14 protein-coding genes are annotated in these 15058 nt (G+C 60.8%); 4 read left to right on the plus strand and 10 right to left on the minus strand.

The features are described 5' to 3' along the window. Positions 1 to 245: 245 nt before the first annotated feature. Together dxs and K9B32_RS04645 are read right to left on the minus strand one after the other, a co-directional pair. Positions 246 to 2162 (minus strand): 1-deoxy-D-xylulose-5-phosphate synthase, encoded by a 1917-nt coding sequence (gene dxs, locus K9B32_RS04640; protein ID WP_224560755.1) that lies wholly within the window; start codon positions 2160 to 2162, stop codon positions 246 to 248. Positions 2163 to 2268: 106 nt separating this feature from the next. Continuing rightward, entirely contained in the window at positions 2269 to 3192 is a 924-nt protein-coding gene (locus K9B32_RS04645) for a pirin family protein (RefSeq protein ID WP_224560756.1), read from the minus strand. A 355-nt stretch (positions 3193 to 3547) separates the two neighbouring features. Between K9B32_RS04645 and K9B32_RS04650 the strand changes: the two genes are divergently transcribed. Then, a complete protein-coding gene (locus K9B32_RS04650; RefSeq protein WP_224560757.1) occupies positions 3548 to 3835 on the plus strand; it encodes a hypothetical protein in 288 nt (95 codons plus the stop codon). A gap of 28 nt (positions 3836 to 3863) precedes the next feature. On the opposite strand, the gene K9B32_RS04655 is transcribed toward K9B32_RS04650, so the two are convergent. Together K9B32_RS04655 and K9B32_RS04660 are read right to left on the minus strand one after the other, a co-directional pair. Further along, complete coding sequence (locus tag K9B32_RS04655) at positions 3864 to 4115, minus strand: exodeoxyribonuclease VII small subunit (RefSeq protein WP_224560758.1); 252 nt, start codon at positions 4113 to 4115, stop codon at positions 3864 to 3866. Between the two features lie 2 nt (positions 4116 to 4117). Continuing rightward, on the minus strand, positions 4118 to 5053 hold the full coding sequence (locus K9B32_RS04660) for a histone deacetylase family protein (RefSeq protein ID WP_224560759.1): 936 nt from the start codon (positions 5051 to 5053) through the stop codon (positions 4118 to 4120). Positions 5054 to 5214: 161 nt separating this feature from the next. On the opposite strand from K9B32_RS04660, the gene K9B32_RS04665 reads away from it, so the two are divergent. After that, a complete protein-coding gene (locus K9B32_RS04665) occupies positions 5215 to 5610 on the plus strand; it encodes an acyl-CoA thioesterase (protein ID WP_037082786.1) in 396 nt (131 codons plus the stop codon). Here the strand turns inward: K9B32_RS04665 and K9B32_RS04670 are convergent. The 3 genes from K9B32_RS04670 to K9B32_RS04680 are packed head-to-tail and all read right to left on the minus strand — an operon-like array spanning position 5607 to position 7477. Next, entirely contained in the window at positions 5607 to 6170 is a 564-nt protein-coding gene (locus tag K9B32_RS04670; protein ID WP_224560760.1) for a biotin transporter BioY, read from the minus strand. The genes K9B32_RS04665 and K9B32_RS04670 overlap by 4 nt on opposite strands. Before the next feature lie 12 nt (positions 6171 to 6182). Further along, positions 6183 to 6803 carry a CbiQ family ECF transporter T component gene (locus K9B32_RS04675; RefSeq protein WP_224560761.1) on the minus strand — a complete coding sequence of 207 codons (621 nt, stop codon included), beginning with the start codon at positions 6801 to 6803 and terminating at the stop codon, positions 6183 to 6185. Continuing rightward, positions 6800 to 7477, minus strand: coding sequence for an energy-coupling factor ABC transporter ATP-binding protein (locus K9B32_RS04680; protein WP_224560762.1), 678 nt, complete (start codon positions 7475 to 7477; stop codon positions 6800 to 6802). The genes K9B32_RS04675 and K9B32_RS04680 overlap by 4 nt, the downstream gene beginning before the upstream one ends. 148 nt (positions 7478 to 7625) lie before the next feature. On the opposite strand from K9B32_RS04680, the gene K9B32_RS04685 reads away from it, so the two are divergent. Further along, a complete protein-coding gene (locus K9B32_RS04685; RefSeq protein ID WP_224560763.1) occupies positions 7626 to 8822 on the plus strand; it encodes a winged helix-turn-helix domain-containing protein in 1197 nt (398 codons plus the stop codon). 20 nt (positions 8823 to 8842) lie between these two features. Next, entirely contained in the window at positions 8843 to 9412 is a 570-nt protein-coding gene (locus K9B32_RS04690; RefSeq protein ID WP_224560764.1) for a hypothetical protein, read from the plus strand. Positions 9413 to 9419: 7 nt separating this feature from the next. On the opposite strand, the gene ribB is transcribed toward K9B32_RS04690, so the two are convergent. From ribB to K9B32_RS04705, 3 genes are all read right to left on the minus strand, one after another. Further along, complete coding sequence (ribB, locus tag K9B32_RS04695) at positions 9420 to 10523, minus strand: 3,4-dihydroxy-2-butanone-4-phosphate synthase (RefSeq protein ID WP_224560765.1); 1104 nt, start codon at positions 10521 to 10523, stop codon at positions 9420 to 9422. A gap of 10 nt (positions 10524 to 10533) precedes the next feature. Continuing rightward, positions 10534 to 11631: a chorismate synthase gene (gene aroC / locus K9B32_RS04700; RefSeq protein WP_224560766.1), complete on the minus strand. Its 1098-nt coding sequence runs from the start codon at positions 11629 to 11631 to the stop codon at positions 10534 to 10536. A 162-nt stretch (positions 11632 to 11793) separates the two neighbouring features. Beyond that, positions 11794 to 14964 (minus strand): EAL domain-containing protein, encoded by a 3171-nt coding sequence (locus K9B32_RS04705; protein ID WP_224560767.1) that lies wholly within the window; start codon positions 14962 to 14964, stop codon positions 11794 to 11796. Positions 14965 to 15058: the final 94 nt, after the last annotated feature.

The raw sequence follows: 15058 nt of genomic DNA on the forward strand, positions 1-15058 counted from the left end.
CCTGACGAGGCGCGCTGAACTCCAGCCATAAAAAAAGGCCCCGTCAGGAGCCTGCTTACCGCGCATGGGTGCTTTCGCCGGATGGCTATGCCATCCCGCCCATGCGCTCTATCACCACGATGAGAACCATTGCGATTTTCATGATCGTTACAGCTAGAGAGAAATTTGCCTGTCGTCAATGCGGGCAGGCAGAGACGGGGCCTGTGCGTCAGGCCGCCATTTCGCGCCGGCAAGGATGCAGGAGTCTAGCCTGCGACGCCGACAGCCAGGCCACGGCCAAGCGCCTTGAACACCGTCGAGACGATCCCTGCACGGTCGAGGCCTGCGTGGGCATTCATCACTTCCGGCTTTGCCTGTTCCATCCACACGTCGGGCATGACAAGCGATCTGATCTTCAGGCCGTTGTCGAGGAGACCGTCCATCGCCAGGAACTGCATGACCTGACTGCCGAAGCCGCCGATTGCACCTTCTTCAACGGTGATCAAAATTTCGTGGTGGCGGGCAAGCTGGCGGATCAGATCGTGATCAAGCGGCTTGGCAAAGCGCGCATCGGCAACCGTCGTCGAAAGGCCGGCTGCATCCAGATCCTCTGCCGCAAGTAGACAGTCGGCGAGGCGGGTGCCGAAGGAAAGCAGCGCCACCTTAGAGCCTTCCTTGACGACGCGGCCCTTGCCGATCTGCAGGATCTCGCCGCGGGCAGGCATTTCGATGCCGATGCCTTCGCCGCGCGGATATCGGAACGAGATCGGACCGGCATCATAGGCCGCTGCGGTTCGCACCATGTGTTTCAGTTCGGCCTCATCCGCCGCCGCCATGACCACGAAGCCGGGCAGGGTGGCCAGGAAGGTCGTATCGAACGAACCTGCATGGGTCGGGCCATCGGCGCCGACAAAGCCGGCGCGATCGATGGGGAAGCGAACCGGCAGCCCCTGGATCGCAACGTCGTGGACGACCTGGTCGTATGCACGCTGGAGGAAGGTCGAGTAGAGGGCGGCAAACGGCTTGAAGCCCTCGGCTGCGAGGCCCGCCGCAAAGGTCACCGCATGCTGTTCGGCGATACCGACATCGAAGCAGCGCGACGGGAAGACGCTTGCGAGCTTGTCGAGCCCGGTACCGTTGGGCATGGCGGCGGTGATGCCGACGATCTTGTCGTCGAGCTCCGCTTCCTGCACCAGGGCCTCGGCGAAAACACTCGTGTAGCTCGGTGCGTTCGGCTTCACCTTCGCCTGCGCCCCGGTGATAACGTCGAACTTGTTGACGCCGTGATATTTGTCGGCTGCAGCCTCCGCCGGCGCATAGCCCTTGCCCTTCTGTGTCACGACATGGATCAGAACCGGACCTTCCGCATTGTCTCGTACATTACGCAGCACCGGCAGCAGGTGCTCGAAGGAATGACCGTCGATCGGACCGATATGATAGAAGCCCATCTCTTCGAACATGGTCCCGCCAGTCACATAGCCGCGGGCATGCTCGACCGCGCGGGTGATGGCGCGATCGACGTTCTTACCAAGGTAGGCCGTCAGTTTCTTGCCGAAATCACGGAAGCCCATGTAGGTGCGGCCGGAGGCTAGGCGCGCGAGATAGGCGCTCATTGCGCCGGTCGGCGGCGCAATCGACATGTCGTTGTCGTTGAGGATGACGATCAGCCGGGCATCGAGCGCGCCGGCGTTGTTCAAGGCCTCATAGGCCATGCCGGCCGACATCGCGCCGTCGCCGATCACCGCGATCACGCGGCGGTCGGTCTTGTCGAGTTCCGAGGCAACCGCCATGCCGAGGCCGGCGGAAATCGACGTCGAAGAATGAGCGGCGCCAAAGGGATCGTATTCGCTTTCAGCGCGCCGCGTGAAACCGGAAAGTCCGTCTTCCTGGCGCAGCGTGCGGATGCGGTCGCGTCGTCCGGTCAGAATCTTGTGCGGATAGCACTGGTGGCCGACATCGAAGATCAGCCGGTCTTCCGGCGTGTTGAAGACGCTGTGGATCGCAATCGTCAGCTCCACCACGCCGAGGCCCGCGCCGAGATGGCCGCCGGTGCGTGACACCGCGTCGATCATTTCATCCCGCACCTCGCGCGCAAGCTGCGGCAGGTCGCGATCCTCCAGCTTTCGGAGGTCGGCTGGATAGATAACCTTGTCCAGCAGCGGCGTCTTCGGCGGTTGTGTCACGGGTGGGCGCTCTTTCTTGTCATTCTTGGGCAGGATGCCTTTAAGCCATAAATTGCGGTGAAAAAAGTCGATTTCAAGAATGGCTGAAACTCCTTTCTAGAGGAGATCAGCCTTCCGGCAAAGGTATGAATTCTTCTTCGTCCCCCGGAACGATGTCGAACTTGCCGGTCCGCCACTCTTCCTTTGCCTTTTCGATGCGCTCTTTCGAGGACGAAACGAAGTTCCACCAGATGTAGCGCTTCGAGTTCAGTGGCGCTCCACCGAACAGCATCAGATGGCAACCCTCTCTGCCTGCTTCGAGCGTGATCGCATCGCCGGGGCGGAAGACGAGCAGCTGATCGGCGGCAAATCTATCGCCCGATATCACGACTTCGCCTGACAGCACGTAGGCCGCCCGCTCCTCGTGTCCCGCAGCGAAGGGAAACTTTACGCCGGCCTCGAGACTGATATCGGCATAGAGCGTGTCCGAGAACACCTGCACCGGCGAGGACATTCCCTCGAACGATCCGATGACGACGCGTCCGCGCACCCCACGTTCGTCGATCACGGGCATGTCGCTCTTTTCGGTGTGTGCAAAGGAGGGATCGATCTCCTCCTTGTCGTCGGGCAGGGCAAGCCATGTCTGCAGGCCCGACATCAACAGCGGATGGCCGCGCAAGTTGTCAGGCGTGCGCTCGGAATGCACGATGCCGCGTCCTGCCGTCATCAGGTTGATGTCGCCGGGGCGAATGACCTTTTCGGTGCCGAGGCTGTCCCGATGCCGGATCTCGCCGTCGAAGAGGTAGGTGACCGTCGACAACCCGATATGCGGATGCGGCCGTACGTCCAGGGCCTCGTTCGGCTTCAGGATCGCCGGCCCCATGCGGTCGAAGAAGATGAACGGCCCAACGAGCCGCCGCTGCCGCGTCGGCAGCGCTCGCCGCACCTCGAAACCGCCGATATCGCTGGTGCGCGGGATGATGAGGTTCTCGATCGCGTCGCAACTGAAGGCGTCGCCGGGCAGGGGGTCTTTACCGGGGAAGAAGGACATGAGCGGGTCTCCGATCAGAGTAGCAACACCTTAACCACAAGCGGCACAGAGGCAAGCGGCGGCCGGCAATGTGGCACAGCCGATATAATCCGTCCGATAGTATAAAGCGTTTCTTCACCGACCAGCAGACTTTGCTGCCGGAGCGGCCGGGACGCCCTTGTTTCATCTTGAGATACCTGCCAGCAAGAGAGGTGTTTTGAGCAGCGGGAATATTGTCGTATATGCAATATAATCAAAGGCGTAAGGTTAGTAAGACGAGTGCAGGAGCCGGTCTCTTGGCAGTGGGACTAGCTCTCTCCTCCTGCGGGACAAATCCGAACTCGCTTCGGCCCTTGCCAAGGCAAAGCGCTACGGCGTGAAGGAAACCACCAAGCTTGGCGATTCGAACATCGGCATGACCAGCGACGATTCTATGTCGGTTCAGGTCAAGCTGAAGCGGGAATGCGCCGTCACGAGCCCCAACCGCTCGAATCCCACCCTTCATGCGCAGTTTCTGCGCACCATCGCCGAGTTCGCAGATGCGGCGCCGCAGGCAAACAAGGCGGGAGTGCCATTTACCGGCACCATTCGGGGCCATCGCTTCGTCTTCATGCATGACAGGAAAGGCGGCGAAGCCTACGGGATGATCAGCCTGGAGAAATAGTCCGCGCGCAATGGCGGTGGTCGAACAATCACTGCCCGTCCAGCGGCTCGACGCCCTGCGGCTTGCCGGCGCGGTCGAGGCGGATCTTTTCGATGCGGTTTTCGGCGGTCGACAGCAGCGTTTCGCAATGCTTCTTCAGCGCCTCGCCGCGCTCATAGATCTCGATGGATTCGTCCAGCGCCACGTCGCCGCGTTCCAGCCGGGCCACGATGCTTTCGAGTTCGGCAACAGCCTTTTCGAAGGAAAGACCGGAAACCTCCGGCTTGGCGCTGTCAGTCATACTCAACCCTTCATCATTCTGAGAATATGCAGGCCGGCCGATTCGGCGAGGCCTTCGAGATCATAGCCGCCTTCCAGCAGGCTGACGACCCGGTTTCCGGCGCTTTTGTCGGCCACCTCGAGCAAGCGCCCGGTTGCCCAGTCGAAATCCTCGCCGACGAGATTGATCTGTGCCAGCGGATCGCGGTGATGCGCGTCGAAGCCGGCCGAGATGATGATCAGGTCCGGACGGAAATCGAACAGCGCCGGCAGCACGCGCGATTTGAATGCCTCGCGGAAGTGATCACTGCCGACGTTCGGAGACAGCGGCGCGTTGACAATGGTGCCGTGCTTACCGCTCTCGTCCTTGGCGCCGGTGCCGGGATAAAGCGGCATCTGGTGCGTCGAGCAGAAGAGCACGGAAGGATCGTCCCAGAAGATATCCTGCGTGCCGTTGCCGTGGTGCACGTCCCAGTCGACGATCGCCACGCGCTCCGCGCCATGCACCTTCTGCGCATGACGGGCGGCGATCGCGGCATTGTTGAAGAAGCAGAAGCCCATCGCCGTCGATTTTTCGGCATGATGACCGGGCGGGCGGGCAGCAACGAAGACGTTGTCCGCCTTGCCGGTGAAGACGTCATCGACAGCGGCCATCGCGCCGCCGATTCCCGTCAGTGCCGCTTCGAAGCTCTTTCTGCTGGCATAGGTATCGGCTTCGAGCTGATTGATTTCGCCATCCTCTTCCGGTACCTGGCGCAGGACCGAAAGCAGGTGCTCTTCGGGATGGGCAAGCAGCACGGCTTCTTCGGCGGCTTGCGGCGCGCGCTTGCGGTCAAGCCCAGCGAAATTCGGATGCTCCAGGGCCACGTTGATTGCTCGCAGACGGTCGGACCGTTCGGGATGGCCGGCGGGCGTTACGTGTTCCAGGAAAATCGGGTGCTCGTAAAGGCGGGTGCTCATAGGATCACTCTATCTTTACCTCCCGTTATGATCCACAGCAGATGGGGCTCGACGCTGCGATTTCAACAAGCGCGCGCCTTGTTCCTCGTACCGGTCCTCCCGTTTACTTCGGTCGGCCTCGCGGCTACTCTCCGGGGCGGGGGAAATTGGTAGAAAGATCAATGAACGAGGTCACGCGCACCGTTGAGATGAATGTGCCGTTCCGCGACGTCGACATGAACGGCCAGGTATTTTTGGGTTCCTATATTTCCTATGCCGAGTCCGTGCTGGCCACCTTCTGGTCGTCGAGGCCACGGTTGGAGAATGAGCCGCTTTACATCGCCAGCAAGGTGACCTGCATCTTGCATCGGCCGATGCATTACGACGAGAGAGTCCTGTTCACGGCATCGGTCGACAAGATCGGCGTGCGTTCGGTTGGCTTCATCATTTCGGCCGATATCGGCGATGAGCGCTCTGCGGAGGTCGAAATCATCTGGCAGGCGCGCTCACGCGAAGATCGTTCGCCAGTCCCGCTTCCCGAAGTGACGCGCGACTGGCTTTATGGTTTCGTCGACTAGCTGCGCACCGGCAGCAGGGGATAACCAACCATGACCGCGCGGCCGACAAGAGCCGCAACGAACGCCTTGACGACGTCACCGGGAATAAACGCCATCGAGCCGAGGAAGGCCTTGGCGAGGCCAAGCTGGGCGGCGACCGCCAGATAGACGATGCCGAAGGCGTAGAGAACCACGATGCCGCCGATCATTGCGGCAAGGAGAAAGCCGACCGTCTGCACCAGCGCCGACTGTTCGGATTTGACCAGCCGCTCGCTGACGTAGCCGGTCACGAAAGCAGCGAATACCCAACCGATGAGGAAGCCGGTGGTCGGTGCGGCGAAAGCGGCAAGCCCGCCGCGGCCGCCTGACAAGACCGGAAGGCCGATCGCGACAAGCACGAGAACAATCAGGACCGCGATCGTGCCACGGCGCGCGCCGAGCACGACACCCGCCATCATCACGCCGAGCGACTGCGCGGTGATCGGCACCGGAATGAAGCCGAGCGTGATCGGCGGCAGAATGCCGAGCGCGACGATGATGGCCGCAAAGAGGGCGGAGAGAACGAGGTCGCGAGTGCTCATGCAGGGCTCCTGTTAGCGAGTTCTCAAATTGACATGCCGCCGAACGCCGCGCGCGTCAATCGCCGCGGCAATGTTATCCGCATCCCTCAGCGTCAGAATGATCAGTGGCACGAGCACTGTTGTCGGTCGCACCTTGATGCCCCGTGCAGCGTGCGCCTCGCGGATAGCCTGGTAACGGCCGAGAATCTCGGGAACAAAGCGGACGACAAGGCCGACAGCGAGGCCGACATCGTCGGCCCGGAGGAGGCCGAGGCGCTCCAGCGGCCGCGCCAGCAGCGTAATCTGGTCGATGAATTGCGCGATCGTTGTCGTCGCCGTCACGGCGGCGGCAAACAGCATCAACGCCGTCAGCCGCAGCAATGCGACGACCGCAACATGCCAGGGATTGAAGGCAAGACTGAACAGTGCAACGACGAGGATGGTGAGGAATATCGGCTTCAGCCGCGCAAGCGCTGACCGCGCCGGGAGGCCGATGCTGAAGTAGATCGTGGCCGTCGCGAGCACTGCCAGGGCAAGCAATAGGAAGTTCGCCGAAAGGAAGAGCAAGACGCCAAGAGCGGCAAGCACTAGCAGCTTGGCGCGGGCGGAAAGGCGGTGCATGGCGCTGTTGCCTTCGACGAAAAGCGACTTCATCGGCTGGCGATCTCCCTGTAGCGGCGGATCGCTTCTGTGGCAGGCGCGTCGGCAACAAGGTTGCCTTCGTGGAAAACCAGCACGCGTTCGTAATCAGCGACCAATTCCAGATCGTGGCTGATAACGATTGCGTTCTCTGGAAGGCCTTCCACCAGCCTCTGCACGAGGCAGCGGTTCTTGAGGTCCAGCTGGTTGGTCGGTTCGTCCAGGATAAGAATGTCGGGCCCGGTAGCCAGCACAGAGCAAAGGGCTGCAAGTTGGAGCTCCCCGCCCGAAAGCTCGTGGGCGCGGCGGTCGGCAAGATGGGCGGCGCTGAAACGCTGCAGGACCGCCTCCACCTTGGCTGTTATTTCTGCCGGTTTGTATCCGCGGCTCTTCAGGCCGAAGGCGATATCGTCGCGCACGACGGGCAGGATGATCTGGTTTTGCGGGGACTGGAAGATGAAGCCGACATCGGTAAGGATCGCCTTGGCGTCGGCCGTATCGCGCCCGTTGACGACCACGCGCCCGACGCTCGGCTTGGTCAGGCCGTTGATGAGACGCGCAAAGGTCGTCTTGCCCGAGCCGTTGAGGCCGATGATGCCGACGCGCTTTTCTGTGAGCTGCAGCGTGACTGGTGCCAGCGCGACGCGCGCACCATAGCTGACCCCTGCGCCTTCGAAACGGATATCCACTTGGTCCCTCGTGAATTGAGAGGCCGTTCTATAACGAATTTCGCACTTTGAAAGCTCAAAATCTCGCAATGAATGCCGGCTGCTCCTACCTGATGATCGTGCCAACTTATCGGGTGGCTAGGAACATTTTCCGTTCTATGATGCGCACATGACGAATCTCATTTCGAATTCCGATGCCCGCCGCATATTCCTCGCCAAGCAGGGTCTGGGCGCGCCGCCGAACAAGGCGTTAACGAAGGCCGGCCTGCTGGAACTCATCCACGAGATCGGCTTCGTGCAGGTGGACAGCATTCAGACGGTGGAGCGGGCGCACCACCAGATCCTGTTTTCCCGCAACCAGACTTACAAGCGCGAGCATCTGACCGCACTTCTGGAGAAGGAAGGCTCGCTTTTCGAGCACTGGACGCATGACGCCTCGATCCTGCCCAGCGCCTTTTTCCGGTACTGGAAACACAAGTTTCGCCACGAGGAAGAGGTGATCGGAGAACGCTGGCGAAAATGGCAGGGCGAGGGGTTCGAACACGCCTTCGACGAGACATTTGAGCGGGTCGCTCGCGACGGAGCAATCATGGCCCGCGAGATCAAGGCGGATGGGCACGTTTCCGGCGGCTGGTGGAACTGGCATCCCAACAAGACGGCGCTCGAATATTTCTGGCGCACCGGCAAGTTCGCCATCGCCGGACGCTCCAACTTCCAGAAGATCTATGATCTGGTCGAGCGCGTCATTCCCGCCGAATTCCACGAGCCAGAAGTCAGCCGTGAGGAGTTTGTCGACTGGGCCTGCCGCAGTGCGCTGACGCGCCTGGGCTTTGCAACGCATGGCGAGATCGCCGCTTTCTGGGATCTGCTGTCGCCCGATGAAGCGAAAGCATGGGTCAACGCGCATCGCGACGAGTTGACCGAGGTTCTGATAGAGCCGGCGCTTGGCGGCAAACCGCGAGCCTCCTGGGCTTTCCTGGATCTGCTGACGAGCCTTCAGGCCTATCCCGATGCGCCGCCACGCGTTCGCGTGCTGAGCCCCTTCGATCCGATGATCCGTGACCGTAATCGCACTGAACGTCTGTTTGGTTTCTTCTATCGCATCGAGGTGTTCGTGCCCGAACCCAAGCGGGAATACGGCTACTACGTCTTCCCGCTTCTGGAAGGCGACAAGCTGATCGGTCGCATCGACATGAAGGCCGATCGCAAAGGCGGAACGCTGGACGTGAAGCGACTGTGGCTGGAGCCGGGTGTGAAGGCTGCGGCCGGGCGGCTCGAAAGGCTGGATGCCGAACTGGAGCGCGTGGCAAAGTTTGCGGGACTGGAGAAGGTCGTGCTGCTGGATGGGTGGTATACAAAGAGCTAGATGAAAGGCTAGACACAGCGATGCTCGCTTTCGTCAAGGTTCGCCGTATTCTTCGATTTTTTTCAGTGGTCGCCGCGCTGGCCGGATGCGCCGCCGCCTACGTCGCATATCTCAAGAGCTACATCACCTCGATAAGTCCCGACGGTATTGTTTCCCTGGGAAACTATCGGATGCTGCGCGATCCGCATTACGATGTCTCATTTGGGTTGCTGCACGGCCTTGAAAGATGGCCGGATGCTGAAAGCTGTGCGCAGCGAGACTCCTTCGAGATCGATTGGAGCCGTTTCCGTACGGAGTGGGATGCACAAATCTGCCTATTCCGGATACTGGATACCTTGGGAGGTCCGGAGCAAGGGGTGGCTTGGCTGAGTGCGCAGCATCTAAAATACAACGATTACACGCGCATTCTACCAAACGGTTCTGATCGCACGCTCAGCTTCGCATGCACCAAGCATACCGAGAGCTGTAGCAGCCTTATAGCGCAGTGGCGGCGCTGGTATTACATTCTGGAGCCTTATGCGTACGACTTCTCGATAACCTATCGCAACGATCGTCTCGTCAATATTGAGATCTTCGCCAACACTATCTAGATGAATCTCAGCAAATCTCCGTATTGGTGATTTTGATCCCAAAGCCCTCGAGGCCGACGTAGTGACGCTCGCGGCTGGTGAGCAGCTTGATCGACGTGACGCCGAGGTCCTTGAGGATCTGTGCGCCGAGGCCGATCTCCAGCCATTCGCTTTCGCGGCTCTTGGCTTCGGTGTGGGATTCGCGACCCTGGCTACGCGTCTTGCGGCCGTTGTCGTAATGGCCGACGCCGACGGAGCCTTCGCGGAGATAGACGATGATGCCACGGCCTTCCGCGGCGATCTTCTGCATGTAGTGATCAACCGGGCTCCGCTTCCCGAAGAGGTCCTCCGCGACGTTTTCGGGGTGTAGGCGCACTGGAATATCGATGCCGTCGCGAATGTCGCCAAAGACAACGGCGAGGTGCTGCATCGGATCCCATGGGAGCGAGTAGGTATGGGCTTTGGCCTTGCCGAAAGGTGTTTCGATATCAAAGCTGGCGCCGAGTTCGATCAGCGTTTCCTTCCGCTGGCGATAGGCGATGAGGTCGGCGACCGACACGAGCTTCAGGCCGTGCTTTTCGGCGAATTCGACCACCTGTGGTCCGCGCGTGACAGTTCCGTCATCATTGACCAGCTCGCAGATCACGCCGATCGGCGGAAGCCCGGCAAGCTTGCAGAGATCGACGGCGGCTTCGGTGTGGCCCGAGCGCATGAGCACGCCGCCTTCGCGCGCGACCAGCGGGAAGATGTGGCCCGGACGCACGAAGTCCCCGGCGCCGACATTGGGGTTGGCCAGGTTGCGAACAGTCAGCGTCCGGTCATCAGCGGAAATGCCCGTCGTCGTGCCGTGCTTGAAATCGACCGAAACGGTGAAGGCCGTCGTGTGGGCCGAGTCGTTTTCGGCAACCATCGCATTCAGATTGAGCCGGCGGGCTTCTTCCTTCGGCATCGGCGTGCAGACGATACCGGAGGTGTGACGCACGATGAAGGCCATCTTCTCCGCGCTGCAGTGAACAGCCGCAACGATCAGGTCGCCTTCGTTCTCACGGTCGTTGTCATCCATCACCACGACGATTTCGCCGGCCTCGAAGGCCCGGATCGCATCGACGACGCGCTTCTGATCGTAAGGCATGTCAGTGTTCCTATTTCAGCCGGCCGGTCTGGCCGCGGTCACGGAGATAGTGGTCGGCAATGGCGCAGGCGACCATCGCTTCGCCGATCGGCACCGCTCGGATGCCGACGCACGGATCGTGCCGTCCCTTAGTGCGGATATCAACGTTGTTACCGTCGGCATCGATCGACTGGCGCTCGGTCAGAATCGACGAGGTCGGCTTGATGGCAAAACGCGCGATAACAGGCTGGCCGGTCGAAATGCCACCGAGGATACCGCCGGCCTTGTTCGAGAGGAACAAAGGTCTGCCGTCATTGCCCATGCGCATTTCGTCGGCGTTTTCCTCGCCGGTGATTTCGGCGGCTTCGAAGCCGTTGCCGATCTCCACGCCCTTGACGGCATTGATCGACATCAGCAGCGAGGCGATATCCTGATCGAGCTTGCCGTAGATCGGCGCACCCAGACCTGCCGGTACGCCTTCGGCCACGACCTCGACAACGGCGCCGATCGACGAGCCGTTCTTGCGGATGCCGTCGAGATATTCTTCCCAGACAGGAACGATCTCAGGGTCCGGCGCAAAGAACGGGTTCTGATCGACCTGATCCCAATCCCAGTTCTGGCGGTTGATTTTGTGCTTGCCGATTTGCACCAGCGCGCCACGCACCTTGACGCCAGGCACGACGAGACGGGCAATGCCGCCGGCTGCCACGCGTGCAGCCGTTTCGCGGGCCGACGAGCGGCCGCCGCCGCGGTAGTCGCGGATGCCGTACTTTACATCGTAGGTATAGTCGGCATGGCCGGGCCGGTACTGTCGTGCGATCTCGCCGTAATCCTTGGAGCGCTGGTCGGTGTTCTCGATCATCATCGAGATCGGCGTGCCTGTTGTGATCATCGTCTCGCCGTCGGTGTCCAGCATGACGCCGGACAGCACCTGGACGAGATCGGCTTCGCGACGCTGCGTTACAAAGCGCGACTGGCCGGGCTTTCGCTTGTCGAGCCAGACCTGAATGTCCTCGAGCTTGAAACGCAGACCGGGAGGGCAGCCGTCGACGACGCAGCCCAGCGCCGGCCCGTGGCTCTCACCCCAGGTGGTTACGCGGAAGAGATGACCGAATGTGTTGTGCGACATGTGTCCCGACCGGATCACGCCAACCGGTCGTCACCGGCAGCGTCCTTCATCTGAAAAATGCGCGACACTCATAGGCCAAAAAGACGCAGCGGCAAAAGCCTTTCTTTGCTCGAAACCGTCAACGAAAGGAAATGGTGTTTCCGCTGATTGTAAACGATGGCCTCAGGAGGCGATACTCCAGGAGCTTCCGATTGCCATTTGCGCGAAGTCCGCGAAGGACAGCGGGCGCGAGAACGCGTAGCCCTGCAGAAGGTCGCAGCCGAGTTCGTGGAGCAGGGTGGCGTGAGCCGCCGTTTCGACGCCTTCTGCTACCGTCTCTACTCCGAGCGAGCGGGCGATCTCGATGATCGAGCTGACCAGCGCGCGCTCCTGCGGCGAATTCATGATCGGCTGCACCAACTGCCTGTCGATCTTGAGCCGCTTCGGTTTGAGCTTGAGGAGACTGACGATCGACGTGTGACCGGTGCCGAAATCGTCGATCTCGATGTCGATCCCAAGCGCCTTGATCCGCTCGAGGTTATGGGTGGCCACATCCTCGCTTTCGTCGAGAAAGATCGACTCGACCAATTCAAAGGAAAGTTCGCCGGGCCGGATTTGCAGGCCGCTTAATGTCTCGACCAGTGTCTCGTCATGCAGCCGTCGCGCCGAAACGTTGACCGAAATCTTCGGAACGGAGACGCCCCTTGCTGTCCAGCGCATCTTGTCCTTCAGCGCGGTGTCGAGAACGATGCGGTCAAGGGTTTGGACGACGTTGATCTCGTCGGCGATCTTCAGAAATTTGTCCGGCGTCAGCAGTCCCCGGGACGGATGTTGCCAGCGAACCAGGGCTTCGACGCCGGTGAGTTGCATCGAGCGCGCTGAGAACTGCGGCTGATACCAGGCGGTAAACTCGCCGTTCTCGATGCCGGCAAGGATCTCGTCGGCCAGGCGCTTGTTGTTTATGATGTCGGCTTGAAGATTGTGGCTGAAGAATTCGTGGCGGTTCCGCCCCTGGCTCTTGGCGCGGTAAAGGGCGATGTCGGCGTTGATCAGCACTTTGCGGGCATCGACGTGGATGCCATTGGCGAGCGCAATGCCGATGGAGACGCCGCAACGGCAGGCGAACCCTTCGAAGTCGATCGGCTGGCGCATCTGCTCGATGATGCGGTCGGCCAGCGCCGACATATCGGCATCACTGGCGTTGAGCGCCAGAATGACGAACTCGTCGCCGCCGATACGCGCGACAAGGTCACCACCGCGCAGGTTCCTCGACAGCACTCGCGACGCGTGGACCAGCATCGCATCGCCGGCGGCATGGCCGAGCGTGTCGTTGATCTCCTTGAACCTGTCGAGGTCGATGTGGAGGATGGCGAACTTCTGCCGCTCACTGCGGCCGTCGAGCGTCAGCCTTTCAAGCGCGATATCAAGTTTGCGGCGGTTGGCGAGCGCCGTCAGCGGGTCGTGCAGCGAATTGTGCTCGATGCGGTTCTTGGCGATCTCGAGCTCGATGTTCTTGGCGATCGCCTCGTCCTTGGCCGCCTCGAGCTGCGCGGTCATCAGAGCATCTTCGGTGACATCGAAGGCGACGCCGATGATCTTCAGTTTGCCGCTGGGGGTCTGGTGAACCTTGCCCGTCGAACGAACGTAGCGTATCGCGCCGTCTTCCGTCGGGACACGGCAGATCAGGGTATGAGTGTCGCCAAGTTGCTTGAAATGGCGAGCGCTCTCGACCGCCAGTCCCCTGTCTTCAGGCAAGATACAGGAAAGCCAGACCGGTTCGGTCATGAACCCGGCCCTTGGCGTCAACCCATAAAGCTCGTGCATCCGCTCGTCCCAGATCGAGCCTTCGTCGCCGAGCGTCGCTTCCCAGATGCCGCACTGATAGGAGTCGAGCGCGAGATCCAGCTTACCGGAGAGCTCGGAGAGCTCCGCCTCGCGCCGTGACAGTTCGTCCAGCGCCATTTCGAGTTCGGCATTCTTAATGTCGCTGACATCCTTCGCCTTGCGCAGCGTTTCAGCCGCTTCCGCGTCGGCGGTGACATCCCAGACGATGCCGATGGTTTTGTCGTCGCCGGCCGCGTCCGTGTAGAAGGAGCCGACGGAGCGCAGATGTCGGACAGTGCCGTCCTCGGCTACGACCCGGTATTGTGTTTCATAGGCGGAGCCGGCGACGTTATAGTTGAAGAAGTGGACTTCGGCGATGTGCCGGTCTTCGGGAACGATCGCAGCAAGCCAGTCTTCCAGCGAATGACTGCCGTCTTCTGCCGGTTTACCGTGGAGCGCTGCGGCCCGGGCATCCCAGAACAGGGTATGCCCGTGGTCATGCAGTTCCCATATGCCGATATTCGAGGATTCCAATGCTAGATTGAGGCGCTGCGACAGCTTCAGCAGCGTCGCCTCGCGCACCTTGAGCTGCTCGATGTTGCGGTTGCGCTCGCCGAGCAGCAGGGTCGCAAAGAAAACCGGGACGACCGTGATGCAGCCGGCGGCGGCGATGATCAGGCGAAGCGTTGACTGGTTCTCGGGAAGAGCATTCCAGCCGGTCTTTGGGACCGCCGCAATCTGCCAGCGCCCGCCGGCAAAGGCGATCTTTCTCGTTATCGGTTGCTTCTCGCGCAAATCCTGCGCGCCGAAGAAGGGCGTAGTCGAGTCCGCCGTAGCGAGGTCGCGTACCGCGATCGAGAGGTGGTCGAGGTGGGGATACTTCTCCTGATTCTCGCTGTTGCGCGCCGGCCGCAAGCCGGTGCTCTGATAGAACATGTCTGCGTCGATCATGACCTCGACCGCGCCCCAGACCCGGCGTTGCCCATTCTCCTTCACGAAGACAGGAAAGAAGATCGCGAAGGCTTCCGTGCCGTCGGCCACCGTGATCGGGCCAGAGAAGCGTGCCTGCTGCGGGCCGGCGGTGCGCATCACCGACTGACGCGCGGCAAGAACGTCGCGGACATCTTTCCCGATTCGGCCTTTCCCGGCCTGTGGCGGATAGACGGCGCCGACGATGAAATCCGGTGCGACGGCAATATTCAGGAAGTGGGGGTTCTGGATGAGCAGCCAGTTGATCTGCCGCTCCATCTCCTCGGCATTTACGCTCGAATTGACGGCAACCATGTTGGCCAGGTCGCGAACGACCGTGATGTCCATGTTGATCTGCGCAGTCATCCGCGCCCGAATCAAACTTACTTCGTTTTCCGTCCGTATCGTCAGTTCGCGCAGATGAGCGGCAGTATTGGCACGGTCCAGCCCGAAGCCGACGATGACAACAACAACAGCAACAAGGCTGGAAATCAGGAGGGCTAGGCGTGTATGCCTGAAGACGCGCCGCAATGTGTTGCTGTCTTTAAGGCGGAATAGCAAAACCCAGTCTCCCATGTTCGAGGACGACTGTAGAGAGAAGCCGTTAATTTACGATTGCCCGAAAATACCCGTTGCCGGACGCGGAAACGTACTG

The sequence above is a fragment of the Rhizobium sp. 3T7 genome (assembly GCF_020166565.1).
Taxonomy (GTDB): Bacteria; Pseudomonadota; Alphaproteobacteria; order Rhizobiales; family Rhizobiaceae; genus Rhizobium.

Coding starts and splice junctions, on each gene's coding strand:
- K9B32_RS04665 (WP_037082786.1), top strand. CDS start 5,215: ATGAACGAGGTCACGCGCACCGTTGAGATGAATGTGCCGTTCCGCGAC.
- aroC (WP_224560766.1), bottom strand. CDS start 11,631: ATGTCGCACAACACATTCGGTCATCTCTTCCGCGTAACCACCTGGGGT.
- K9B32_RS04670 (WP_224560760.1), bottom strand. CDS start 6,170: ATGAGCACTCGCGACCTCGTTCTCTCCGCCCTCTTTGCGGCCATCATC.
- K9B32_RS04645 (WP_224560756.1), bottom strand. CDS start 3,192: ATGTCCTTCTTCCCCGGTAAAGACCCCCTGCCCGGCGACGCCTTCAGT.
- K9B32_RS04685 (WP_224560763.1), top strand. CDS start 7,626: ATGACGAATCTCATTTCGAATTCCGATGCCCGCCGCATATTCCTCGCC.
- K9B32_RS04690 (WP_224560764.1), top strand. CDS start 8,843: ATGCTCGCTTTCGTCAAGGTTCGCCGTATTCTTCGATTTTTTTCAGTG.
- K9B32_RS04675 (WP_224560761.1), bottom strand. CDS start 6,803: ATGAAGTCGCTTTTCGTCGAAGGCAACAGCGCCATGCACCGCCTTTCC.
- ribB (WP_224560765.1), bottom strand. CDS start 10,523: ATGCCTTACGATCAGAAGCGCGTCGTCGATGCGATCCGGGCCTTCGAG.
- K9B32_RS04655 (WP_224560758.1), bottom strand. CDS start 4,115: ATGACTGACAGCGCCAAGCCGGAGGTTTCCGGTCTTTCCTTCGAAAAG.
- K9B32_RS04660 (WP_224560759.1), bottom strand. CDS start 5,053: ATGAGCACCCGCCTTTACGAGCACCCGATTTTCCTGGAACACGTAACG.